General features: G+C 43.6%; 16 protein-coding genes. All 16 read right to left on the bottom strand.

Features of this window, described 5'->3' with window-relative positions; translation table 11 throughout:
* Positions 1 to 17: 17 nt before the first annotated feature.
* The gene (locus DWZ33_RS09495) at positions 18 to 1805 is read right to left on the bottom strand and encodes an FAD-dependent oxidoreductase (protein WP_118454638.1); all 1788 of its coding nucleotides are present in this window, start codon (positions 1803 to 1805) and stop codon (positions 18 to 20) included.
* A 246-nt stretch (positions 1806 to 2051) separates the two neighbouring features.
* Complete coding sequence (locus tag DWZ33_RS09490) at positions 2052 to 3269, bottom strand: phosphopentomutase (RefSeq protein WP_022937907.1); 1218 nt, start codon at positions 3267 to 3269, stop codon at positions 2052 to 2054.
* A complete protein-coding gene (locus DWZ33_RS09485; protein WP_118454637.1) occupies positions 3266 to 4423 on the bottom strand; it encodes a YhfX family PLP-dependent enzyme in 1158 nt (385 codons plus the stop codon). Before DWZ33_RS09485 ends, DWZ33_RS09490 begins: the two co-directional genes overlap by 4 nt.
* A complete protein-coding gene (locus DWZ33_RS09480; RefSeq protein ID WP_118454636.1) occupies positions 4414 to 5514 on the bottom strand; it encodes an aminotransferase class V-fold PLP-dependent enzyme in 1101 nt (366 codons plus the stop codon). The genes DWZ33_RS09485 and DWZ33_RS09480 overlap by 10 nt, the downstream gene beginning before the upstream one ends.
* On the bottom strand, positions 5514 to 6503 hold the full coding sequence (locus tag DWZ33_RS09475) for an amidase family protein (protein WP_182425617.1): 990 nt from the start codon (positions 6501 to 6503) through the stop codon (positions 5514 to 5516). Before DWZ33_RS09475 ends, DWZ33_RS09480 begins: the two co-directional genes overlap by 1 nt.
* Before the next feature lie 2 nt (positions 6504 to 6505).
* On the bottom strand, positions 6506 to 7384 hold the full coding sequence (locus DWZ33_RS09470; RefSeq protein WP_118454634.1) for a phosphotriesterase family protein: 879 nt from the start codon (positions 7382 to 7384) through the stop codon (positions 6506 to 6508).
* Between the two features lie 69 nt (positions 7385 to 7453).
* Positions 7454 to 8761, bottom strand: a complete 1308-nt coding sequence (locus tag DWZ33_RS09465) for a YhfT family protein (RefSeq protein WP_022937912.1) — start codon at positions 8759 to 8761, stop codon at positions 7454 to 7456.
* 3 nt (positions 8762 to 8764) lie between these two features.
* Positions 8765 to 9133, bottom strand: coding sequence for a DUF2620 domain-containing protein (locus DWZ33_RS09460; RefSeq protein ID WP_022937913.1), 369 nt, complete (start codon positions 9131 to 9133; stop codon positions 8765 to 8767).
* A gap of 18 nt (positions 9134 to 9151) precedes the next feature.
* Positions 9152 to 9493 carry a PRD domain-containing protein gene (locus tag DWZ33_RS09455; RefSeq protein ID WP_182425616.1) on the bottom strand — a complete coding sequence of 114 codons (342 nt, stop codon included), beginning with the start codon at positions 9491 to 9493 and terminating at the stop codon, positions 9152 to 9154.
* A 234-nt stretch (positions 9494 to 9727) separates the two neighbouring features.
* The gene (gene yhfZ, locus DWZ33_RS09450; protein WP_022937915.1) at positions 9728 to 10651 is read right to left on the bottom strand and encodes a GntR family transcriptional regulator YhfZ; all 924 of its coding nucleotides are present in this window, start codon (positions 10649 to 10651) and stop codon (positions 9728 to 9730) included.
* 79 nt (positions 10652 to 10730) lie between these two features.
* A complete protein-coding gene (locus DWZ33_RS09445; RefSeq protein WP_022937916.1) occupies positions 10731 to 11642 on the bottom strand; it encodes a hypothetical protein in 912 nt (303 codons plus the stop codon).
* Between the two features lie 47 nt (positions 11643 to 11689).
* Complete coding sequence (gene gatB, locus DWZ33_RS09440; RefSeq protein WP_118454632.1) at positions 11690 to 13114, bottom strand: Asp-tRNA(Asn)/Glu-tRNA(Gln) amidotransferase subunit GatB; 1425 nt, start codon at positions 13112 to 13114, stop codon at positions 11690 to 11692.
* Positions 13111 to 14529: an amidase gene (locus DWZ33_RS09435; protein ID WP_118454631.1), complete on the bottom strand. Its 1419-nt coding sequence runs from the start codon at positions 14527 to 14529 to the stop codon at positions 13111 to 13113. Before DWZ33_RS09435 ends, gatB begins: the two co-directional genes overlap by 4 nt.
* On the bottom strand, positions 14529 to 14822 hold the full coding sequence (gene gatC, locus DWZ33_RS09430; RefSeq protein ID WP_022937919.1) for an Asp-tRNA(Asn)/Glu-tRNA(Gln) amidotransferase subunit GatC: 294 nt from the start codon (positions 14820 to 14822) through the stop codon (positions 14529 to 14531). Before gatC ends, DWZ33_RS09435 begins: the two co-directional genes overlap by 1 nt.
* Before the next feature lie 14 nt (positions 14823 to 14836).
* A complete protein-coding gene (locus DWZ33_RS09425; RefSeq protein ID WP_022937920.1) occupies positions 14837 to 16018 on the bottom strand; it encodes a CamS family sex pheromone protein in 1182 nt (393 codons plus the stop codon).
* The gene (gene ligA, locus DWZ33_RS09420; RefSeq protein WP_118454630.1) at positions 16005 to 17999 is read right to left on the bottom strand and encodes an NAD-dependent DNA ligase LigA; all 1995 of its coding nucleotides are present in this window, start codon (positions 17997 to 17999) and stop codon (positions 16005 to 16007) included. The genes DWZ33_RS09425 and ligA overlap by 14 nt, the downstream gene beginning before the upstream one ends.
* Between the last annotated feature and the right edge of the window lie 10 nt (positions 18000 to 18009).

Raw genomic sequence — 18009 nt, 5'->3', positions numbered from 1 at the left:
TTTTACATTCACAAGCATTATTTAATCATTGAAGAAGCAGACACACCAGCATTTCTACCGCTAGTCATAGCCCAACCGAACAATGAACCGCCATAATAGATATCGCCTTCAAGACCGCCGACAACCTCACCGGCAGCAAACAATCCATCAACAGCCTCCTGCTTCGTATTCAGAACCTGCATCTGATCATTAATATGCAAGCCGCCTAATGTTGCATAATAACGCAGCCACATCTGCACTGCATAATAAGGACCATCATTGCTGATTTCAACCGTTAGCTTTCTGCCGAATTCATCAGTACCTGCAGCCACATCAGCATTATACTTCTCTGCCGCAGCAGTTAATGAACCTTCAGGCAGATTCAATGTCTTCGCAAGATCTTCAAGCGTTTCACCCTTGACCATCACTGGATTTGATGAACCATTATTTTCAAGCCATTCCTTAACATTCTCTTCAGTATAAATTGCACTGCCGATCATTCCCTTATTGAAGGCATCAAAAGAAGCCTGATCAAGAATTAAATAATTAGTCTTATTCTGTTTCATAGCCTGAATCAGATCATAAGCCTTACCTTGTTCATTCGCAAAACGAACACCGTTTTCATTTACTAAGAATGCACCGCTTGTCGCATAAGCACCGCCGACACCTGGATTGCAGTATTGACCTAATCCGCTAGGCATCACAATACTGTTAGGCTGTACATTCACAAATTCCATATTGATCAAATCAGCATCAACAGCTTTAGTCATTTCAATTGCATCACCTGTCGCACCAGCTGCACCGGCATAAACAAATTCCTGATATTCAGCCGGAACTAACTCGTCATTAGCACCAAAGCCGCCAGTCGCTAAAATAACAGCCTTCGCATTAATTGTATAAATCTTATCCTTGCTTTCAGCTTTAGCACCCACAACCTTGCCATTTTCAATAATCAATTCAGAACCTGCAGTATTCAAATAAACTTCACCGCCGGCATCCTCTACACGCTGAAGCAATGTCTTAACAACACCAGCACCGCGTCCAACACCTGAGTAAGTACGTCCCGGTTCAGAATTATCGTATTCAACATTAGCGCCTTCCGGATCAACCAACCAGTCAAAAGCAGCACCTACTGTATTTACGAAAATATCCAAGGTAGCTTCATCATTATAATTATGTCCATTAGCCAGCATATCCGCCTTCAGCATTTCAGGACTGTCTTCATAACCTGATTCAATCTGCCATTTACTGCCTGTCGCCGTCGTTCCAGCGCCAGCCATTGATGACGCACCACCGGCAAAAGACATCTTTTCTAATAATACAACTTTATTACCTTCCTGAAGGGCTGATAATGAAGCTGTCAAACCAGCACCACCGGCACCAATTACCAAGATATCCGTTGTTAATTCAACTGTTTCCTTCTCAGTATTGCCAGTTACAGCCTGGCTCATCTTATCCAGATCAGCACCAGCCTGAGTCAGTGCATCCTTTAATGCTTCAATAAAGCCATTGCTTGTTACTGTAGCACCGCTAACCGTATCAATCGCAATACTTTGACTATCCAGCACTTCCTGTACCAAAGTTGGCAGTGCCGCACCGCCAATTGCTTCAGTTTCTGAATTCTCTAATACATCAATAGCCGTGATCTTATCAGCATCCACAGTCACCGAGATCTTTAAATCACCGCCAAACCCTTTTGCTGTTGCTTCATATGTTCCAGCTGTCATCCCTGTTTTGTCATCGACAGGTGCATCGCTCTTAGGCGCACAACCGGAGAACAACATTGCTCCAGCTAAGCATAAACTCAATAATTTAGCCTTTTTCATAGTTCCTCCTATCCCGTTTGCATTTTACTAGACGAACGGTCTACTATTAGTATACCTGAAGTTGCTTCAATGTCAAGACAGTTTTGTGAATTGTTTAGCTTACAAGCATCAATAATCACTTGTGGATTTATTATCCCTTACATGTAATGTCATCATAGATCTATCAAAAACTCAGCTCCACTTACAAAGAAAAAGAGAAATGCATAATACATTCCTCCACAAAAAAGCCCCAATTTTTCGAACCTATTATTTCTGCTTCAGCAATCCCATAAACGAGCTGCCATTCTGCGGCGCCGCCACTCCAAAGAAATCGCAGACGCTCGCACCCACATCCGACAATGACTTCCGCAAGCCTAACTCAACGCCATGCACCTGCCCATGCCATACCAACAGCGGCACATTTTCACGCGTATGCTTATTATGACCGATATCCGGATCGTTGCCATGATCTGCCATCACGACCAGCACATCCTCATCATTCAGCAGTTCAATGATTTGAGCAATCTTCGCATCCGCCAGCTTCAGCAATTCCATATACCACTTAGCATCCTGACTGTGACCGGCAAGATCGGTCTCCTGCACATTGGTACAAATAAAACCATGCTTCATAGACTTCACGGCATCCAGCGTCAGATCCAGCACTTCACCGGTATCCACACAGGAAATCGACTTGCCATCATCATTTGCGACAATATCTGCCACCTTACCAAGCAGCGTTACTTCAATCCCTGCCTCACTCAAAATCGTCGGTGCCTGAACGCTCTTATCCACACCATAACCAAGATGGCGGCACATATAACCTTGTTCATATGACTTTGACTTCACGGCATGAATCCCGATAAAACGATCCTCACGCGTCTCCTCGGCAGCCAGAATATCCTTAATCGTATTACCTGTACCGCCAAAAGGAATCACCCGGTTGACCGTTACTACCTCTCTGACCTGCCGGGCCAGCTCCAGCTCTTTTTCAAACGGCATGACATCCAGCGGCGCCGTACAATTATACGCCATGCCAAAATCTGCATCAATATTATCCGCCACCGTACACGCATCATCCACTAACAGATAACGCAGCTTGCCGCGGCTGATAACATCAACCTTATGACCCAAGGAAAGCAAATGCTCAGCAACCTCATCCACCTTATCCTGAAAAGGCTGTACCTTTGGAACCTTTGGCAAAGTGCCCATAATTTCCTGATGTCCCATAAACGTATCAGCGCCAAAATGCATCAACTCACATTTCCCAAAATTAGCTTCCTTGCTGAAATGCATATTTTTGCTTGTCTTGCCAAACGCATTCATCAATCCCAGCCGTTCCAATGCCGGCAGCTTTAAATCCGGATAATCATTCAAAATACTGCCTAATGTAGAGCTGCTTTCATCGCCGGGCCGCGCCGTTGCCGCATCACTCATCGCGCCGATGCCAAAACCATCCAGTACAATGACTACAAATCGCTGATTCATTTTATTTCATCTCCCAAGCTGTTGTAAATTCCAAGCAGCTTCATCTCGCCTGTATGGATGCCTTCAACAACCGCTACATTGCTGCGCGTCACAAAAATCTGAAAACGGAAAGCCATCACCACTGTATCACTCACCGTACAAGGCTGATCCAATTCAAAATAATAATCAATACTTTCCAGACTCGGCGGTTCTACATGGTACAGCCTTGCATGATCCGCGGACTGACCAACCAAAGCATTCGCAACATGAGAACGGCGATAAAAACCACCGCCATAACAATAGGAACGCTCATCAAAATTATGCGATATCTCACTGACATAAGTCACGCAGGGAATCTCCACACACTCCTTATGCGCATGAAGCGGCGTTGTTCCACTCAAGCCATGCCCTGGTTCACCGCTGTTTACCGGATAGCCCTTCATTTCATTCAAGGTAAAGGTACAAGTCGCTGACGGCGCATTCACATTTTCAATCTCGATGCCATGTTCTGCCAGCATTTCCTGTGCCTTCAGCAATGATTCCATATTCGGTGTCGGTGCAATCGTATCCTTTTCTTCATCATAAAGAAAGCATGGGAACGAAGTCACACCGGCAATTTCAATCGCTTCAAGTTTTTTTAATTCCTCAATAACCGCCGGCAAAACATCTAAGCGAAAGCCCGCTGTCTGGCCGCTGTAAATCATATCCCTTGGACCGACAACTTTCAGCAAAACCTTTTGCCTGATACCAAGCGCTTTCGCACATTTATTGATTTCATGTGCCTTTTCCACAGAAAATATAGTGAAATAATGACAGCCATAGGCTACTAATGCTTTAAGCATCGCTTTCGGTGCCTGAACCAGATGACCGACATTGGCGATTGGTATCTGATGATCCATCATCACCTTGGCTTCTTTAAAGTCTACCACCACAGCTCCTTCAAACCCTAATTCAACAAGCGCCTTCGCAATCAAAGGATTACGGCCCAGCTGTTTCAGCATAAAGTACAAAGCGATATGCTGCTGATTTGCAGCCGCCAGCATCTGTTTCGCATTCTTTTTTAATGTATCAAGATCTACCACATACGTATCCGGCAAAATAAGTCCCTGCTGATGAAGCTGAAACGATGCCTCGATAAGTTCACGGTTTCTTCTTAACGTAGAGCTTAAGAACATTCTTTCACCTTCCTTATACTTTCCTTTAAAATCCGCAGAATAGTCTCACTGCCGCCGCGCATTGGATTGATACGAATCATTCGTTTTTTCAATGTCGGATCGTTTTTAAGGAAAGTTCCCGATACCCGATAAAACATCGGTACCACTTCATATTTAGATTCAGCACCAACCGGATTTGGCGCCGCACCCAGTTTTTGCGCTTCTTCTAGTACAGCTTCCGCAATATCTTCCCTAAATTCAACCAAAAGTACCTTTGATTGGGCATTTGCCAAGAAGGCATCTTTGATTTCCGGGATTCTGCCATCATTCAATGCATGTACGATTCGTTCATTTTCCCCTGCCTGAATCGCCAGAGCTACCGGAGCATAGACAAGCATTCTCAGCAGCTCCATCGCCTGCCAGCCCTGTACCTTACTGCCGCCGGAATAATTATTGCGTTCTACCTCATCAATGAGTTCAGCCTTGCCAAGCAGGATGCCGACACCTTCCGGGCCCAGCAGTTTGAATGCTGAGAAAGCACTTAAATCCGCCCCTAATTCAACACCGATTTTGCTGACCTTCATCGCTGCGTAATTATCATCAGTGATAATTGGAATATCCTTGCACGCTTTAATCGTATCAATGACCGCCTGCATTTCATAGCTGTCGTCAGGCTTCTGCCTTGTGTACTGCACAATGGCTCCATCGACATCCTGTTCCTGCATCACTTTGCGAATATTCTCTAAATCATTAAAATCAGCCTCTATCAAGGTCGCATTCAAACCATTTAAAGAAGTCAGCGTAGTTGGATAAACCGGTGCTTTATGTACCAGCACACGGCTGTTTGGCTTCAGCATTGCGGTTAAGCCCCAGCGAATCGCACCAGTACCGGCACCGGTTACCAGAATTGCTTTCTCCGCATGGAAAAAACGTGCCAGCACCCGTTCAGCTTTTCCCGCATAGGTTGGCTTATTACCTGGCTGAACAACACCTAAATCACCCAGATTCAAAAATTCTGCGCCTTCAAATTCACGGCATATTTCATCAACCAAAGCAAATTGCTTTTGTTTAGCTTCCTCCAAAGAAATGGAGTGCAGCGGATATGTTTTCATCATCTTTCCTCCTCGCTGAGATAACCTTTTGAAAAATACATTGATAGATTTTGGAAATAGCGGTGTACCATCACATCTGGTTCCCCCGCCAGCTGACCTGCCAGTGCCAGCATTCCCGCAATCTTTGTTTCTTTACTTTCACATATTAATACAAACCCACAGCCCAATGCCGAAGAAGGTACGCACAGCGCTGTAGCATTTACCATATTGACAACCCGGATCAGCCCTTTTGAGGCTGCCTTTTGAATTGCCTGCGACCGTTTATCAAAATGACCGAATAACGTATCGCCATACCCCTCCAAATCAATAGGACCTTCGTAGGAAATCAAACAATCGCATGTTGGCAGCACGCTATTCAAAAAATCAATCAAATCCAAGCGGCTGCCGCCAAGATCAGGAAAGGAACAAGATCTAACTGCAAATGGATAGTTCTGCGAATCCCTATCGCTGATTAAAATATCGCTTTGCGTTTCTGCCTCAGGCAATGGATAAGCATCCTTTACAACCTTGATCATGGTCTCATAATCTCGGGTCATGAAACCGATAGAAGGGGTAAATGAAATTCCATCCGTTGATTGCTTCATATATCGCTTCATACTTTCCGCCTCAATCAAGGGGGAAATAAAACCAAACAAATTCACTGACATAGCCGGAGCCAGCACAGAACCGCCGCCATCAGTCCCAATTCCCACATCATTAATATAAGTTAGCACATTGATGGCTGTACCGCTTGAACTGCCGCTCATCCACCGCCCGCTGATTGGATTAATCAATTGAAGATCAACCGCTCGGCCGCCCAATGCATGAGCATCTAATGTATGCAGCGCATAACGATCCTTGCTCTGCAGACGCTTTAATAAAGAAGCAGGGATTTGTTCAACATTTTTAATACCCACCAAGAGTTCATTATGATGCACTTCAAAACACTGTTCCACCGAATGATAAGGATTTAATTCAGCTAACGCATGACGCTCTTCAACATCAGGCATCATCATTCTCCAAAAATCCTTTGCGGATTATGAATCAGCATCTGATCCAGTGAAGCCTTAGATAAACCAGCTTCAAGCAGCTTGGGAATAAAGCTTTCAAACAAGTAGCAATAACCGATGCCGCCTTTATATTTCAGATGGGATTTGCGGGTCAGATCCTCCGACAGCACCACCTGATTCAGCAAGCCGTCTTTTTCTAACGCAAGCAGGAATTCAATTCTTTTTTCATCTGGGAGATAATTATTTTTGCCAATTGTGTCAAAGCCAACTGTAACCCCGCATGCTATAACGGAACGGATCATATCAAGATCACCGCTTAAATCAACATGCCCAATTACAACCTTATTTGGATCTGCGCCATGATCAACTAAATATAATGCCTGATCTTTTGCCAGTGTAGCCAATGTAGTATGGGTATAAATGGGTTTATGTGTTTCCTTATGGGCGATTAATGCCGCTTCAAACAATTTGTGTTCATTCGCTGTCCATTCATTTTTACTTGTTCCTATCTCACCGATGGCATCTGCTTTAACTGTACTTCCATCAATGCCTTCCATGATCTCTTTAATCATGAAATAAGCCAGCTCTTCTGCTGTCAGCCGATTCATCGCCTCTGGAATAAAAGGATCCTTATAGCAGCCGGTAGAGATCATAAAATGAATGCCTGATGCCTTTTCCAGTTTTAAAATCGTATCTACATCACGGCCCATGCCAACATTAGTAACTTCCCAAATATTGCGTACCCCATAAGCATAAAGCTGTTTCAATTCAGCACAGATTTCATCAAAACAGTCAAGACAGCAATCCTGATCTTTTTTCACACCGGATAAATCAATATGCATATGCTCATGCATCATCGTATAGCCATCGTTTAATTTCATTATTCTTATCCTTTCTTAAAATAAATGACGAGCAAGTGATTGTCACTTTACCCGCCATTTTCATGAAATTTAAGCTGCCAGTGTTACTAATTGAATAACAACCAGCAGGTTAATCAAAATACCATAGAGAATACAAGCAACCGGTCCAACGGCAAGTTCAACAATCGGTTTCTTGGAAACACGGTTCAGCAGCAGACAGCCGATTACAAATAATGCACCGATACCGCTCAACCCAACTGCCGCAGACATAGCTTCAGCTGATGCGACAGCACCAACAAGTAAGGCAACCTCTAAGACTTTATTCATTGAAGTACGGATATGCTCACCCATGTCTTTTACACCTGGGAACTTATCCATGCCTTTTGCGAAAACATTGATCAGCAATAATTCAATAATCATAACCGCCGCGCCGGCAATCATTGCAACTAATGGATTATTAAAGAATAACAGACCCATAACGAAGACAAATGTACAGCCTGCCGGACCATAAACACCAGTAACGATTGCTGTTGTGAATACCAAAGGAATGAAACCAATAGCCCGTGCCGCCGCAGCCATAGCTGCTTCAGAAATTGCGCCATTGCTTACTAAAGCTAATGAAATTGGGTCACCGGCAATCATTGCCATACTTGTACCGCAAGCCAGCAAGCCGCCCATGATAGCAAGCAAGAACCAATTCTTTCTGATTTTAGCTACTTTTTCTGAGAACACATTTACCAGATCCGTATTGGCCGTACCTGCTTCTCCCTTTACAGAAGCCGCGAAAGCCAGCATCGCAATCGTACCTGCGAGCATTGCCATACCCTCGCCATTTAACGCGATACTAACACCTTCACCAAGTGTAATAACACCAAACTTTTTAATCAGGAAATAAACGGCAACCACAATACCTGCCGTAATCGCGCCTTTTTTAAAGCCATGCTGATAAGCAACCGCGAGAGCTGGGAAAATGGCAAACGCAACTGTTACATATTTAGAAACACTGCCTAATGCATCAAGGAAATTATATGGCAGATAACTAAATGCTGTTACGACAAAATCAAGTCCGACCAGAATCAGCAAACCATACAGAGCACCGATTACACCAGCCATGATTGTACCCTTATTATTATCAGGACACCATGTACCAATGATATCCGTAGTCAGAAGCAAACAGTGAATTAATATAATTGTAGCCGCAATTGAGGTTGGAATACCAAAACCAATAACTAAACCAAAGCTAATTGCGAAACTCATGGTAGCCAGTTCTTTACGTGAAATCTGACCATCAAAATACTGCGGAACGATGGGTCTGAAACCATCATTAAACACCGCAATCCCCTTGTTCGCCAGAATTGATGCCAACGCACCAATTGCCGCGATGATAATGTACTTCATTTTCTAGTCCTCCATTTTTTCTAGAATAGCCTTCATTAATACTGGCAGCACCTGTTCAGCATGCTGGGCTGTAAAGCCAAATGCCTTTTTGCCCTCTTTCACTGCCGCGATGATTTCCTCATCAGGGAAAACCTTGCCCGGCATTGAAATCGTCTTGCATTGATTCTGTCCCAACAAAGCAATTGCCATTGCCAACGCACCGCCGCCGCCCGTATTACAGGCACCTACATAATAATCAAACTTCCCCATCTTTAAAGCATTTACTGCGTCCAGATCATTCTTAACAGCTAATTCAATGCCTTCATAATTTTTTTGAAGAAAGTCATGAATCTCCTGCTTATTGATCTGACCGCCAACTACGATTCTCACCATCCCGCAAATCCTCCTTTCTTATTGATATAGATTGCATAGATGCATCAGCAGAAAGCGTTTCTCACCTTCCGGGAAAGTACAAGGCGACTTTTCCATCAATGTTTCATAAAGCTTTTCTGCCTGATGAATACCCGAACTATTCACTACCTCATTCCAGATGCTCTCATCTAATGTTTCTACTTCCTGACCTGTGCATATCCGTTGGGCAGCCATTGCCAAGTGAGTCGTAAACATTTCAAGAACACTTTCTTTATCCATGAATGCCACCAGATCCTCATCGATGACTTGGTTCACAAACTCTGCAACTTCCGCTGAGATAACTCCTGCATTTTCTAAAATTGATATACGCTCCTTCAGCATAACTCCTCCTCTAATATACATTTTTTTGTATATTGATTGAATGAATAAGATTTGCATGATGCAAATCAATATTTATAATTTCCAATATACATTTTTTTGTACAAATAAATTATAGACTGATTCCCAATGAATGTCAACCCTATTATTCGCAAGTATTCACATTCACATTAATAACTGTATGCTAATAAAGTAAAAGGCAACGTAATACCGTTACCTTTAGTTAGATTTCAAAAATTAATAGCTTGGTGTGATCTTCCCTTCCAGTACCAGCTTCTGATTATCCAGTACGATCTGTACATCAATCAACTCACTCAGCAAGCCAGCCATTTCACGCCGCCGTGCATTCACTACCATAACAGCTTCCGTATCATCAATGTTATCGGATGGCAGCGATACATAATTGATATGCAGATGCTTATCAGTAATTTCATCTTCGTTCCAAATCGCCGCATCAAGCTCACCGCTGATAATTTTCTCAAGGATTTGGTTATATTCCACCTGAACAAACTCCACCTGCCTGCCTTCACATGCATGCTCGGTCAATACCTTTTGGTCAATAGAATCATTATCGATACCAATTTTCATGCCATTTTCAATTGCCTTGCATTTGGCATCATGAAATACAATCACATGCTCCGACAAATAAGAATGTCGGCCAAAGGCTTTCACAATCTGTACGGAATCATTCTTCTTCATAATATTATTCGCCGCATAGCGGGATATAATCGCAAAATCATACCGATCCGCAAGCAGCATCGCGATACGGTTGGTCGCTCCGCGCATATAGGCCATGGATGCCGGTAAATTATACTGGTTTTCCATCGCCACAATCAAACCCGTCGCAAATCCCTCATAGCGTTTTGAATACGGCAGCGGCATAACTCCGACAATCGATGTAATGCCGGCAAAGGCCAATAAGATCGCCGTGTTCTTCGCTATCAGAAAGGTTCCCAGATGTCCCTTAGATTCAAGTTTGATTGCACCATTTTCCTGAAGGAATTTAATTGAATTTTGAATTGTCCCCCGTGCAAGTCCTACTTTCTCTTTTAGATCAGAAACGGTTGGTATCTTCTCCCCAAGCTGCCAAAATAAAAACTCCTTCGCTAATGTCATTGTTGAAAGACCGTTTTTACTCAATAATTTCTGATGGTAATCCATCCCCTCACCTGCTTCCTCTTATAATTAATTTTAATCAGCAATTGGCAAGAAAAACCCGGATCACTCCAGGTTTCACTTATTAATTGCTGTCGGCTTGATTAACAACCGACCAGTCCGCGGCATCAGCCATCTTTGCCTTTACATAATAGATCTGCGGCAGATCATCTGATCCCTCCGCTATATTATAAACATGGACCTCAAGATTCATATTCTTAGCATCTTCCGCATCTGAGAAATATGTTTCGATCGGCAATACTGAAACAACCTTTTCAGCGGCATCATTTAAAAGCCAAAGCAGATCATCTTCGCCAATGTTATCATTAGCGTCAATGCTGACCCGCAGAAGATTGTCTATAACACTGACCCGAACACTATCGACATTGTCATAGCTTAATGCAGCCTTCACATTTTCAATATCGGTATCTGTAATATTGGGATCAAGAATTGATTTTGCCAATTCAGGATTTTTGGCCACGGTATAATTATCAATGACCCAATCCTCATTAGCCGCATTCTTTGTTTTCACATAATAAATCTGCGGCAATGCTTCACTGCCCTTGGTTGTGTTATATACATGAATTTCAAGATCATACATCTTGGTCGCAGCACTGTTTGTGAAATAGGTTTCTATCGGCAGTACCGCAGCTATTTTATCAGCAGCATCGTTTAAGATCCAAAGAAGATCTCCCTCTGCCATATCATCACTGGTATTAATCATCACTCTAAGCGTTGCGCTGATCAGATTTACTTCCAAATTATCGATATTGTCATAATTCAAATTACTTCTGATACTGGCAAGATCAGTTTCGGTAATTGCCGGATTCAACTCGTTCTTAAAACGATCCGCAACCACTGGTTCACGGCTGTTTTCTAATGAGTTCATCAGCACGACACCAAGGATGATACATGGTACCAATACAATGATAATGCCCAGCCACAAGATAACGTGCGGCTTTTTCAGCTTAACGGGATTCGATGTTTTTTTAGCCATCAACTCACTCCTTCACGTACTATTGTACTTCAAATTATGCTGTTTGGCTATCTTTTCTTAAGCTCTTCCTGAACCATCTTATTGGTCATAGCCGGATTAGCAGTACCCTTGCTGGCCTTCATAACCTGACCAACTAAAAAGCCGACTGCCTTATCTTTACCATTTTTAAAGTCTGTTACTGACTGCGGATTGGCTTCAATAGCGGCAGTAATCAATGCCAGAATTGCAGACGGATCACTCATCTGCTTCATGCCCTTCGCTTCCGCAACCGCTTTTGGATCTTTACCCTGCATCATTTCCTCAAAGACAACCTTAGCCTGCTTGCCGGAAATCTCACCCTTAATGATCATATCAATCATTACTGCAAGATGTTCTGGCTGCAGCTTATTTTCTTCAAAGCTGATGCCTTCCTTATTCAGATAAGCTACCATCTCAGTAGTCACCCAGTTGCTGGCAAGCTTATACTCATTAGTATGCTTGATTACCTCATCATAGAAATCAGATAATTCCTTCGTAGCAGTCAAGGTAACGGCGTCATAATCACTCAAGCCATATTGATTCATATAACGCTCTTTGCGCTGTTCAGGCACCTCATTCAAGTTCTCCTGAATACTCTTAATCCATGCCTCATCAAGCTGAATCGGGAAAATATTAGGCTCTGGGAAGAATTTATAATCGACATTGCCTTCCTTTTTACGCATTGAAATGGTCGTTTTGCTCGCTTCATCAAAACGGCGGGTTTCCTGAATCACCGTACCGCCTTCAAGATAGATTTTACTTTGCCGCTGGATTTCTTCATCCACTGCTTTCTGTACGTTGCTTAATGAATTCAGATTCTTGATTTCCGTTTTTGTGCCATAGCCGTCATAGCCATAAGGGCGCAGGGAAATATTTACGTCACAGCGCATGCTGCCCTCTTCCATCTTACAATCTGATACACCCAAATAATAAAGCATATTGCGCAGCTGTTCCACATAGGCAGCCGCTTCCTTACCGCTGCGGATATCCGGTTCTGAAACGATTTCCACAAGCGGCGTACCGGCACGGTTGAAGTCGATCATCGTACCATTAGCAGTATGGAACTGCTTAGCCGTATCCTCTTCCATATGAATGCGGTTAATGCGGATCTTTTTCTTACCGGCTTCTGTATCGATGGTTAGATAACCATTGCTGCCGATTGGGTGGAACTGCTGAGTAATCTGGAAGCCCTTTGGCAAATCAGAATAATAGTAATTCTTACGATCAAATTTAATCAATGGATCAATCGTACAGTGAGCGCCGCTGCAAGCGCGGATTGCTAATTCTACCGCGTGCATATTTAAACATGGCAGCGTACCCGGCATACCCAGATCAATTTCATTGGTACAAGTGTTCGGCGCCGCACCAAAGCGTACCGGTCCGGCGGAGAACATCTTGGTATTGGTTTTTAATTCACAGTGGATTTCAATCCCGATGATGGTTTCAAAGTTCATGCGTTTACCTCCACAGTCTTTCCTTCTAATCCTGTTTCTTCTTCAATTGCTTTTGCGATATTCAATAAATTCTGTTCATCAAATGCCTTGGCTGTCAAATTCACACCGATTGGCAGACCTTCCACAAAACCGCACGGCACCGTAATACTTGGATATCCGGACAGATTGCCCAGCACCATATGGTTTTCAGCAACCAAATAAGTATCTGACATCTTTTCATCATTCGATTCATCCGGTTTCGGTGCTGTTGTGCTGGCAGCACTTGCCAAAACCACATCATAATCCTTTAATACATCCGCATAAGCATCAACGATTACACGGCGTACCTTCTGAGCTTTTCTGAACAATTTCTCCTGGTTTTCTACAAACAGCGACCAGCTGCCTAAAACAAAACGCTTGCGCACTGCGGATGAGAAGCCCTTGGTTCTGGAATTGATCATGATTTCTTCCAGATCAGCACCCTCTTCACGCATACCAAAACGCACACCATCAAGGTTAGAATGGTTTGCACATGCCTCCGCATTCGCGATAATCAAATATACCGGCAGCAGGGTTTCTAAGAGCTCATCATTCATTTTAACCTTTTCGACGATCGCGCCGCGGGCTTTAAGCTTTTCACATAAAACGTCAAAGTTTTTTAAGATAGCCTCATCCTTGATGGAATCCATCACATTGGCAAGCACCGCAATACGTTTTCCTTTTAAATCACTGTTTAACGCTTCAGCATAATGTCCGACTGGTTCATAGGAAGAAGTCATATCCCGATCATCTCTGCCCGCCAGCACTTCTAAAGCGGCAGCCGCATCTTTAACACAGGTTGTGAAACAGCCGACATGGTCTAAAGAAGAAGCATATGGAATGACACCATAGCGGGAAATACGCCCATAAGTAGGTTTAAAGCCAACAACCCCACAATAGGCTGCCGGTTTACGAATCGAGTCACCGGTATCGGTTCCCAGTGCTAACGCAACAACACCCGCTGCGGTCAATGCCGCGCTGCCGCCGCTTGAACCGCCCGAAATACGTTCAAAGTCATATGGATTATTCACCTTACCGGTATAGGCATTCAGATTAGTTCCGCCCATACCCAGCTCATCCATGCTTGTTTTCACAGCAACAACGGCCCCGGCCGCTTTCAGCTTCGCAATGACATGGGCATCAAAAACCGGCACATAGTTATCTAAAATTCTTGAAGAAGCAGTGGTACGGATACCCTTTGTGGAAATATTATCCTTAACCGCCACCGGTACACCATAAAGCGGTAAATTCTGATCCAGCTTTTTAACTTCTTCAATCTGCTTTTCACAATCGACAAAAGTAACAACCGCATTCAGCTTATCCTGACTCGCGTGAGCCTTAGCCAGCACACATTCTACATTTGCTTCAACATTCTTTCCTAAATCATTCAGCTTCATTATTTCACCACCTTTGGCACTACAATATGATTCGCTGCCACCCGCGGAGCATTCGCCAGCGCATCTGCCGCGCTTAATGCATACTCATGCTCATCATCACGGATAAATGTTGTAGGTGTTTCAAACGGATATACCATTTCCTCTACATTTTCCGTATCTATGCGGTTTAACAAATCCATCTGCCGCACATAAATCTCAAACTCTTCCTGCAATTCGCTGATTTCCTGATCATTTAAATCAAACATGACATCATTGGCCAGTTTTTTCAGCATTCCTTTTTCAAATTTCTCCATCGATCTTCCTCCTGTTAATTCAGCATAATATCGATATTGCTGCTCCCCTTCTGCCTCGATAAAAGAGCAACTGTTTCATCATCCGATTTGATATCCACCTGAATAGAATAATTCGTATCGGTAAATAACGAACATAATTGTACCACATATTGAATCAGACTTTGCGTTTCAACGTAAGTTTTAGCCTGCATATTCACACTTAATTCAAGCTTGCTTAACGCGCTGTCCTCAAACAGCCCCATGCCAAACAAGCCGACATCTGTTGGGAAATGCTGAAACAATGACTGCTTCATCTGATTAAACTGAGAAGCAATTACCCCGTTGATCGCGTTGGCATCATCACTTGGAAAGTAAATCCATTCCTGATTGATCGGCGTATAGGATGATGAACGGTCAGTCACATAAGACTCTCCGATTACCACTCCCGGCGTTTTTGAATCAGCCGCCGGTGCCATATAGAGCACTACATGAATCGGCAGACTGCCGACTTCCGGGTGATTGTTGCGCAGATAATTAACCAAACGCTGCCCCGCCTCTACACTGCCGTATGTATAAAGCTGTTCCTTCGATACCTGAGTGGTCTGACTGCCGCCTTTTAAAAGCGTCTCACCATTCTCATCTGTTTTCACACTGCCGTCATCATTCAATTCTGCCTCACGATAAGACACATAACTGTTTAATACAATCACAAAGGTAAAACCGGCATAATCATACTGACCGTTTTCCTGCTTCATAAAATCAATTTCATACAGATCTGAAATCAGAATCGGATTATACATATTGGTACCGAATCCATTTGAAATAGCAATTCCTTTTTCCGGATTCAAGCCTTCGGTGTTTTCGGTTGATTTAAACTTCAAAAGTCCGCGTGCCGAGCCGTCAGTTTCATAGCGTTCAAGCTCTAAAGCACTGACAATCTGACCCTCCTTCACCAAATACTCACCCGGATCAAAATATTTCTTGGCCAGCTGCTGGGCAAGATAGCCCATCGACAGCGGATCATATTTTGAGGAGCGATAGCTGTTATGCACAATTCTTGTGTCACTGGCTTCATAATCCAAAACATAACCATATTCACCGCTGATTACCGGTTTAATCTCAGTGATTTGATCCTGATCGTCGATCTCCTGCTTCGTACATGCACTGCCAAAAAGCGCGGCACAAAGCAGCAGCACTGCCGTTTTATGTAGTTTCATAGCGGTTCACCTCGCTTATAAATGAGACTTCATCCATTGTTTCTATGTTTAATTGTAATGCTTTTTGCAGCTTACTGCCAGCGTTTTCGCCATAAATAACCAGATCGGTTTTTTTGGAAACGCTGCCGGAAACATTGGCGCCGTATTTTTCAAGCAGGTCTTTCGCTTCATCTCTTGTCATTCGTTCTAAGGAACCTGTCAGGACAACCGTTTTATTCGTGAAATAGCTCTCCACTTTTTCAATTTGATCACTGTCCATACGAAGCCCTTCATGCTTTAATGCTTCAATCAGCTGCTGATTCTTTTCTTCCGCAAAGAAAGCCAGTATCGCATCAGCGGTAATTTCACCGATATCATGAATCTTAGTCAGCGTTTCTTTTTCCGCGAGCATTAGCTTATCCATCGTCTGAAATTGCTGCGCTAAAATTTTCGCCGCCTTTTTACCGACCTGACGGATTCCTAAACCAAAGATCAAATCCTCCAAAGGATTCTGTTTACTGTCTTCAATCGCATTTAACAGCTTATCTACTGATTTTTCTTTATAGCCTTCACATTGCAGAAGATCCTCACGGTGATTTTTCAGCTTATAAATATCTTCAACCGTATTCAGCCAGCCATGGTTATGTAGAAATTCAACCTTTTTATCACCCAGCGTATCAATATCCATCGCATCACGGGAAGCGAAGTGAATGATGCTTTCCACAACTCTGGCCGGACAGTCCTGATTGATGCAGTAATGATTCGCTTCATCTTCAAAACGGACTAATTTAGAACCGCAGATTGGACAAACCGTTGGGAATACATAAGGCTTTGAATCAGCCTCACGGCGTTCAGGCAGCGCTCTGACCACCTCTGGAATAATGTCGCCGGCCTTGCGGATTACCACAAAATCATTTACCCGCACATCCTTGGCGTTAATCATATCTTCATTATGCAACGTTGCCGCTGACACACTGGTACCCGCAACTCTTACCGGTTCCAGTACCGCATTAGGGGTGATTTTACCGGTACGGCCTACGGTAATCATAATATCATGCAGCTTTGTAATAACTTCTTCAGCCGGGAATTTATAAGCAATCGCCCATTTAGGTGTTTTAATGGTAGCCCCCAAACGGCGCTGATCAGCGAGTGAATTTACCTTCAGCACCATGCCGTCAATATCAAAAGCCAGATCATTGCGCTTTTCTGTCATTTCCTGAATATAGTCCCAGGCATCCTGAATTGTTTTACACACGCGGCGTTCCTCATTGCAGTGAAAGCCCAATTGCGCAAAGCGCTCTAAGCATTGTTCATGCGTCGTCATGCCATCATTTTCCGCATTGACATAAGTATACCAGAAAGCGTCAAGCTTACGGCTGGCCGCGATTCTGGAATCAAGCTGACGGATTGAGCCGGCAGCCGCATTACGCGGATTCGCAAATTCATCCTCACCGCGTTCACGGCGAATCGCATTCAGATGCTCAAAGCTGGCCTTGGGCATATACACCTCACCGCGCAGCTCCATCGGCCCTTTAAACTCAATAGTTCTTGGAATTGATCGAATCGTTAACACATTATTTGTCACATCTTCACCCACTGTACCATCACCGCGGGTAACCGCCATCTGCAGCTTACCTTCATCATAAATCAAGCTCATCGCCAAACCATCGATCTTGCATTCCACAACATATTCCACATTGCCGACTTCATTGCGCACCCGCTCATCAAAAGCCTGCAGATCCTCAAAATTATAAGCATTGCCTAAAGAAAGCATCACTTCTTTATGAGCTACCTTATTAAAGCCTTCCAATACCTTGCCGCCAACCTTTTGAGTCGGTGATTCAGAATCATATGCCTCTGGATACTGATTTTCTAATTCAATCAGCTCCTGCATATAACGATCATATTCCTGATCACTGACACTAGGCGCATCCAGTTCATAATATTCACGGGACAGTCTGCGTAAAATATCCCGCAATTCATTAATTCTCTCTATGCTCATACCGATACCT

Source organism: Dielma fastidiosa (assembly GCF_003475485.1).
GTDB classification, from domain to species: Bacteria; Bacillota_I; Bacilli_A; order Erysipelotrichales; family Erysipelotrichaceae; genus Dielma; species Dielma fastidiosa.
Note: the sequence above shows the minus strand (reverse complement) of the source record. Positions and strands in the feature narration are given on the sequence as shown.

Excerpts from the sequence above, each read along its gene's own strand:
- DWZ33_RS09495 (WP_118454638.1), bottom strand. The coding sequence starts at position 1,805 with ATGAAAAAGGCTAAATTATTGAGTTTATGCTTAGCTGGAGCAATGTTG.
- DWZ33_RS09490 (WP_022937907.1), bottom strand. The coding sequence starts at position 3,269 with ATGAATCAGCGATTTGTAGTCATTGTACTGGATGGTTTTGGCATCGGC.
- DWZ33_RS09485 (WP_118454637.1), bottom strand. The coding sequence starts at position 4,423 with ATGTTCTTAAGCTCTACGTTAAGAAGAAACCGTGAACTTATCGAGGCA.
- DWZ33_RS09480 (WP_118454636.1), bottom strand. The coding sequence starts at position 5,514 with ATGAAAACATATCCGCTGCACTCCATTTCTTTGGAGGAAGCTAAACAA.
- DWZ33_RS09475 (WP_182425617.1), bottom strand. The coding sequence starts at position 6,503 with ATGCCTGATGTTGAAGAGCGTCATGCGTTAGCTGAATTAAATCCTTAT.
- DWZ33_RS09470 (WP_118454634.1), bottom strand. The coding sequence starts at position 7,384 with ATGAAATTAAACGATGGCTATACGATGATGCATGAGCATATGCATATT.
- DWZ33_RS09465 (WP_022937912.1), bottom strand. The coding sequence starts at position 8,761 with ATGAAGTACATTATCATCGCGGCAATTGGTGCGTTGGCATCAATTCTG.
- DWZ33_RS09460 (WP_022937913.1), bottom strand. The coding sequence starts at position 9,133 with ATGGTGAGAATCGTAGTTGGCGGTCAGATCAATAAGCAGGAGATTCAT.
- DWZ33_RS09455 (WP_182425616.1), bottom strand. The coding sequence starts at position 9,493 with ATGCTGAAGGAGCGTATATCAATTTTAGAAAATGCAGGAGTTATCTCA.
- yhfZ (WP_022937915.1), bottom strand. The coding sequence starts at position 10,651 with ATGGATTACCATCAGAAATTATTGAGTAAAAACGGTCTTTCAACAATG.
- DWZ33_RS09445 (WP_022937916.1), bottom strand. The coding sequence starts at position 11,642 with ATGGCTAAAAAAACATCGAATCCCGTTAAGCTGAAAAAGCCGCACGTT.
- gatB (WP_118454632.1), bottom strand. The coding sequence starts at position 13,114 with ATGAACTTTGAAACCATCATCGGGATTGAAATCCACTGTGAATTAAAA.
- DWZ33_RS09435 (WP_118454631.1), bottom strand. The coding sequence starts at position 14,529 with ATGAAGCTGAATGATTTAGGAAAGAATGTTGAAGCAAATGTAGAATGT.
- gatC (WP_022937919.1), bottom strand. The coding sequence starts at position 14,822 with ATGGAGAAATTTGAAAAAGGAATGCTGAAAAAACTGGCCAATGATGTC.
- DWZ33_RS09425 (WP_022937920.1), bottom strand. The coding sequence starts at position 16,018 with ATGAAACTACATAAAACGGCAGTGCTGCTGCTTTGTGCCGCGCTTTTT.
- ligA (WP_118454630.1), bottom strand. The coding sequence starts at position 17,999 with ATGAGCATAGAGAGAATTAATGAATTGCGGGATATTTTACGCAGACTG.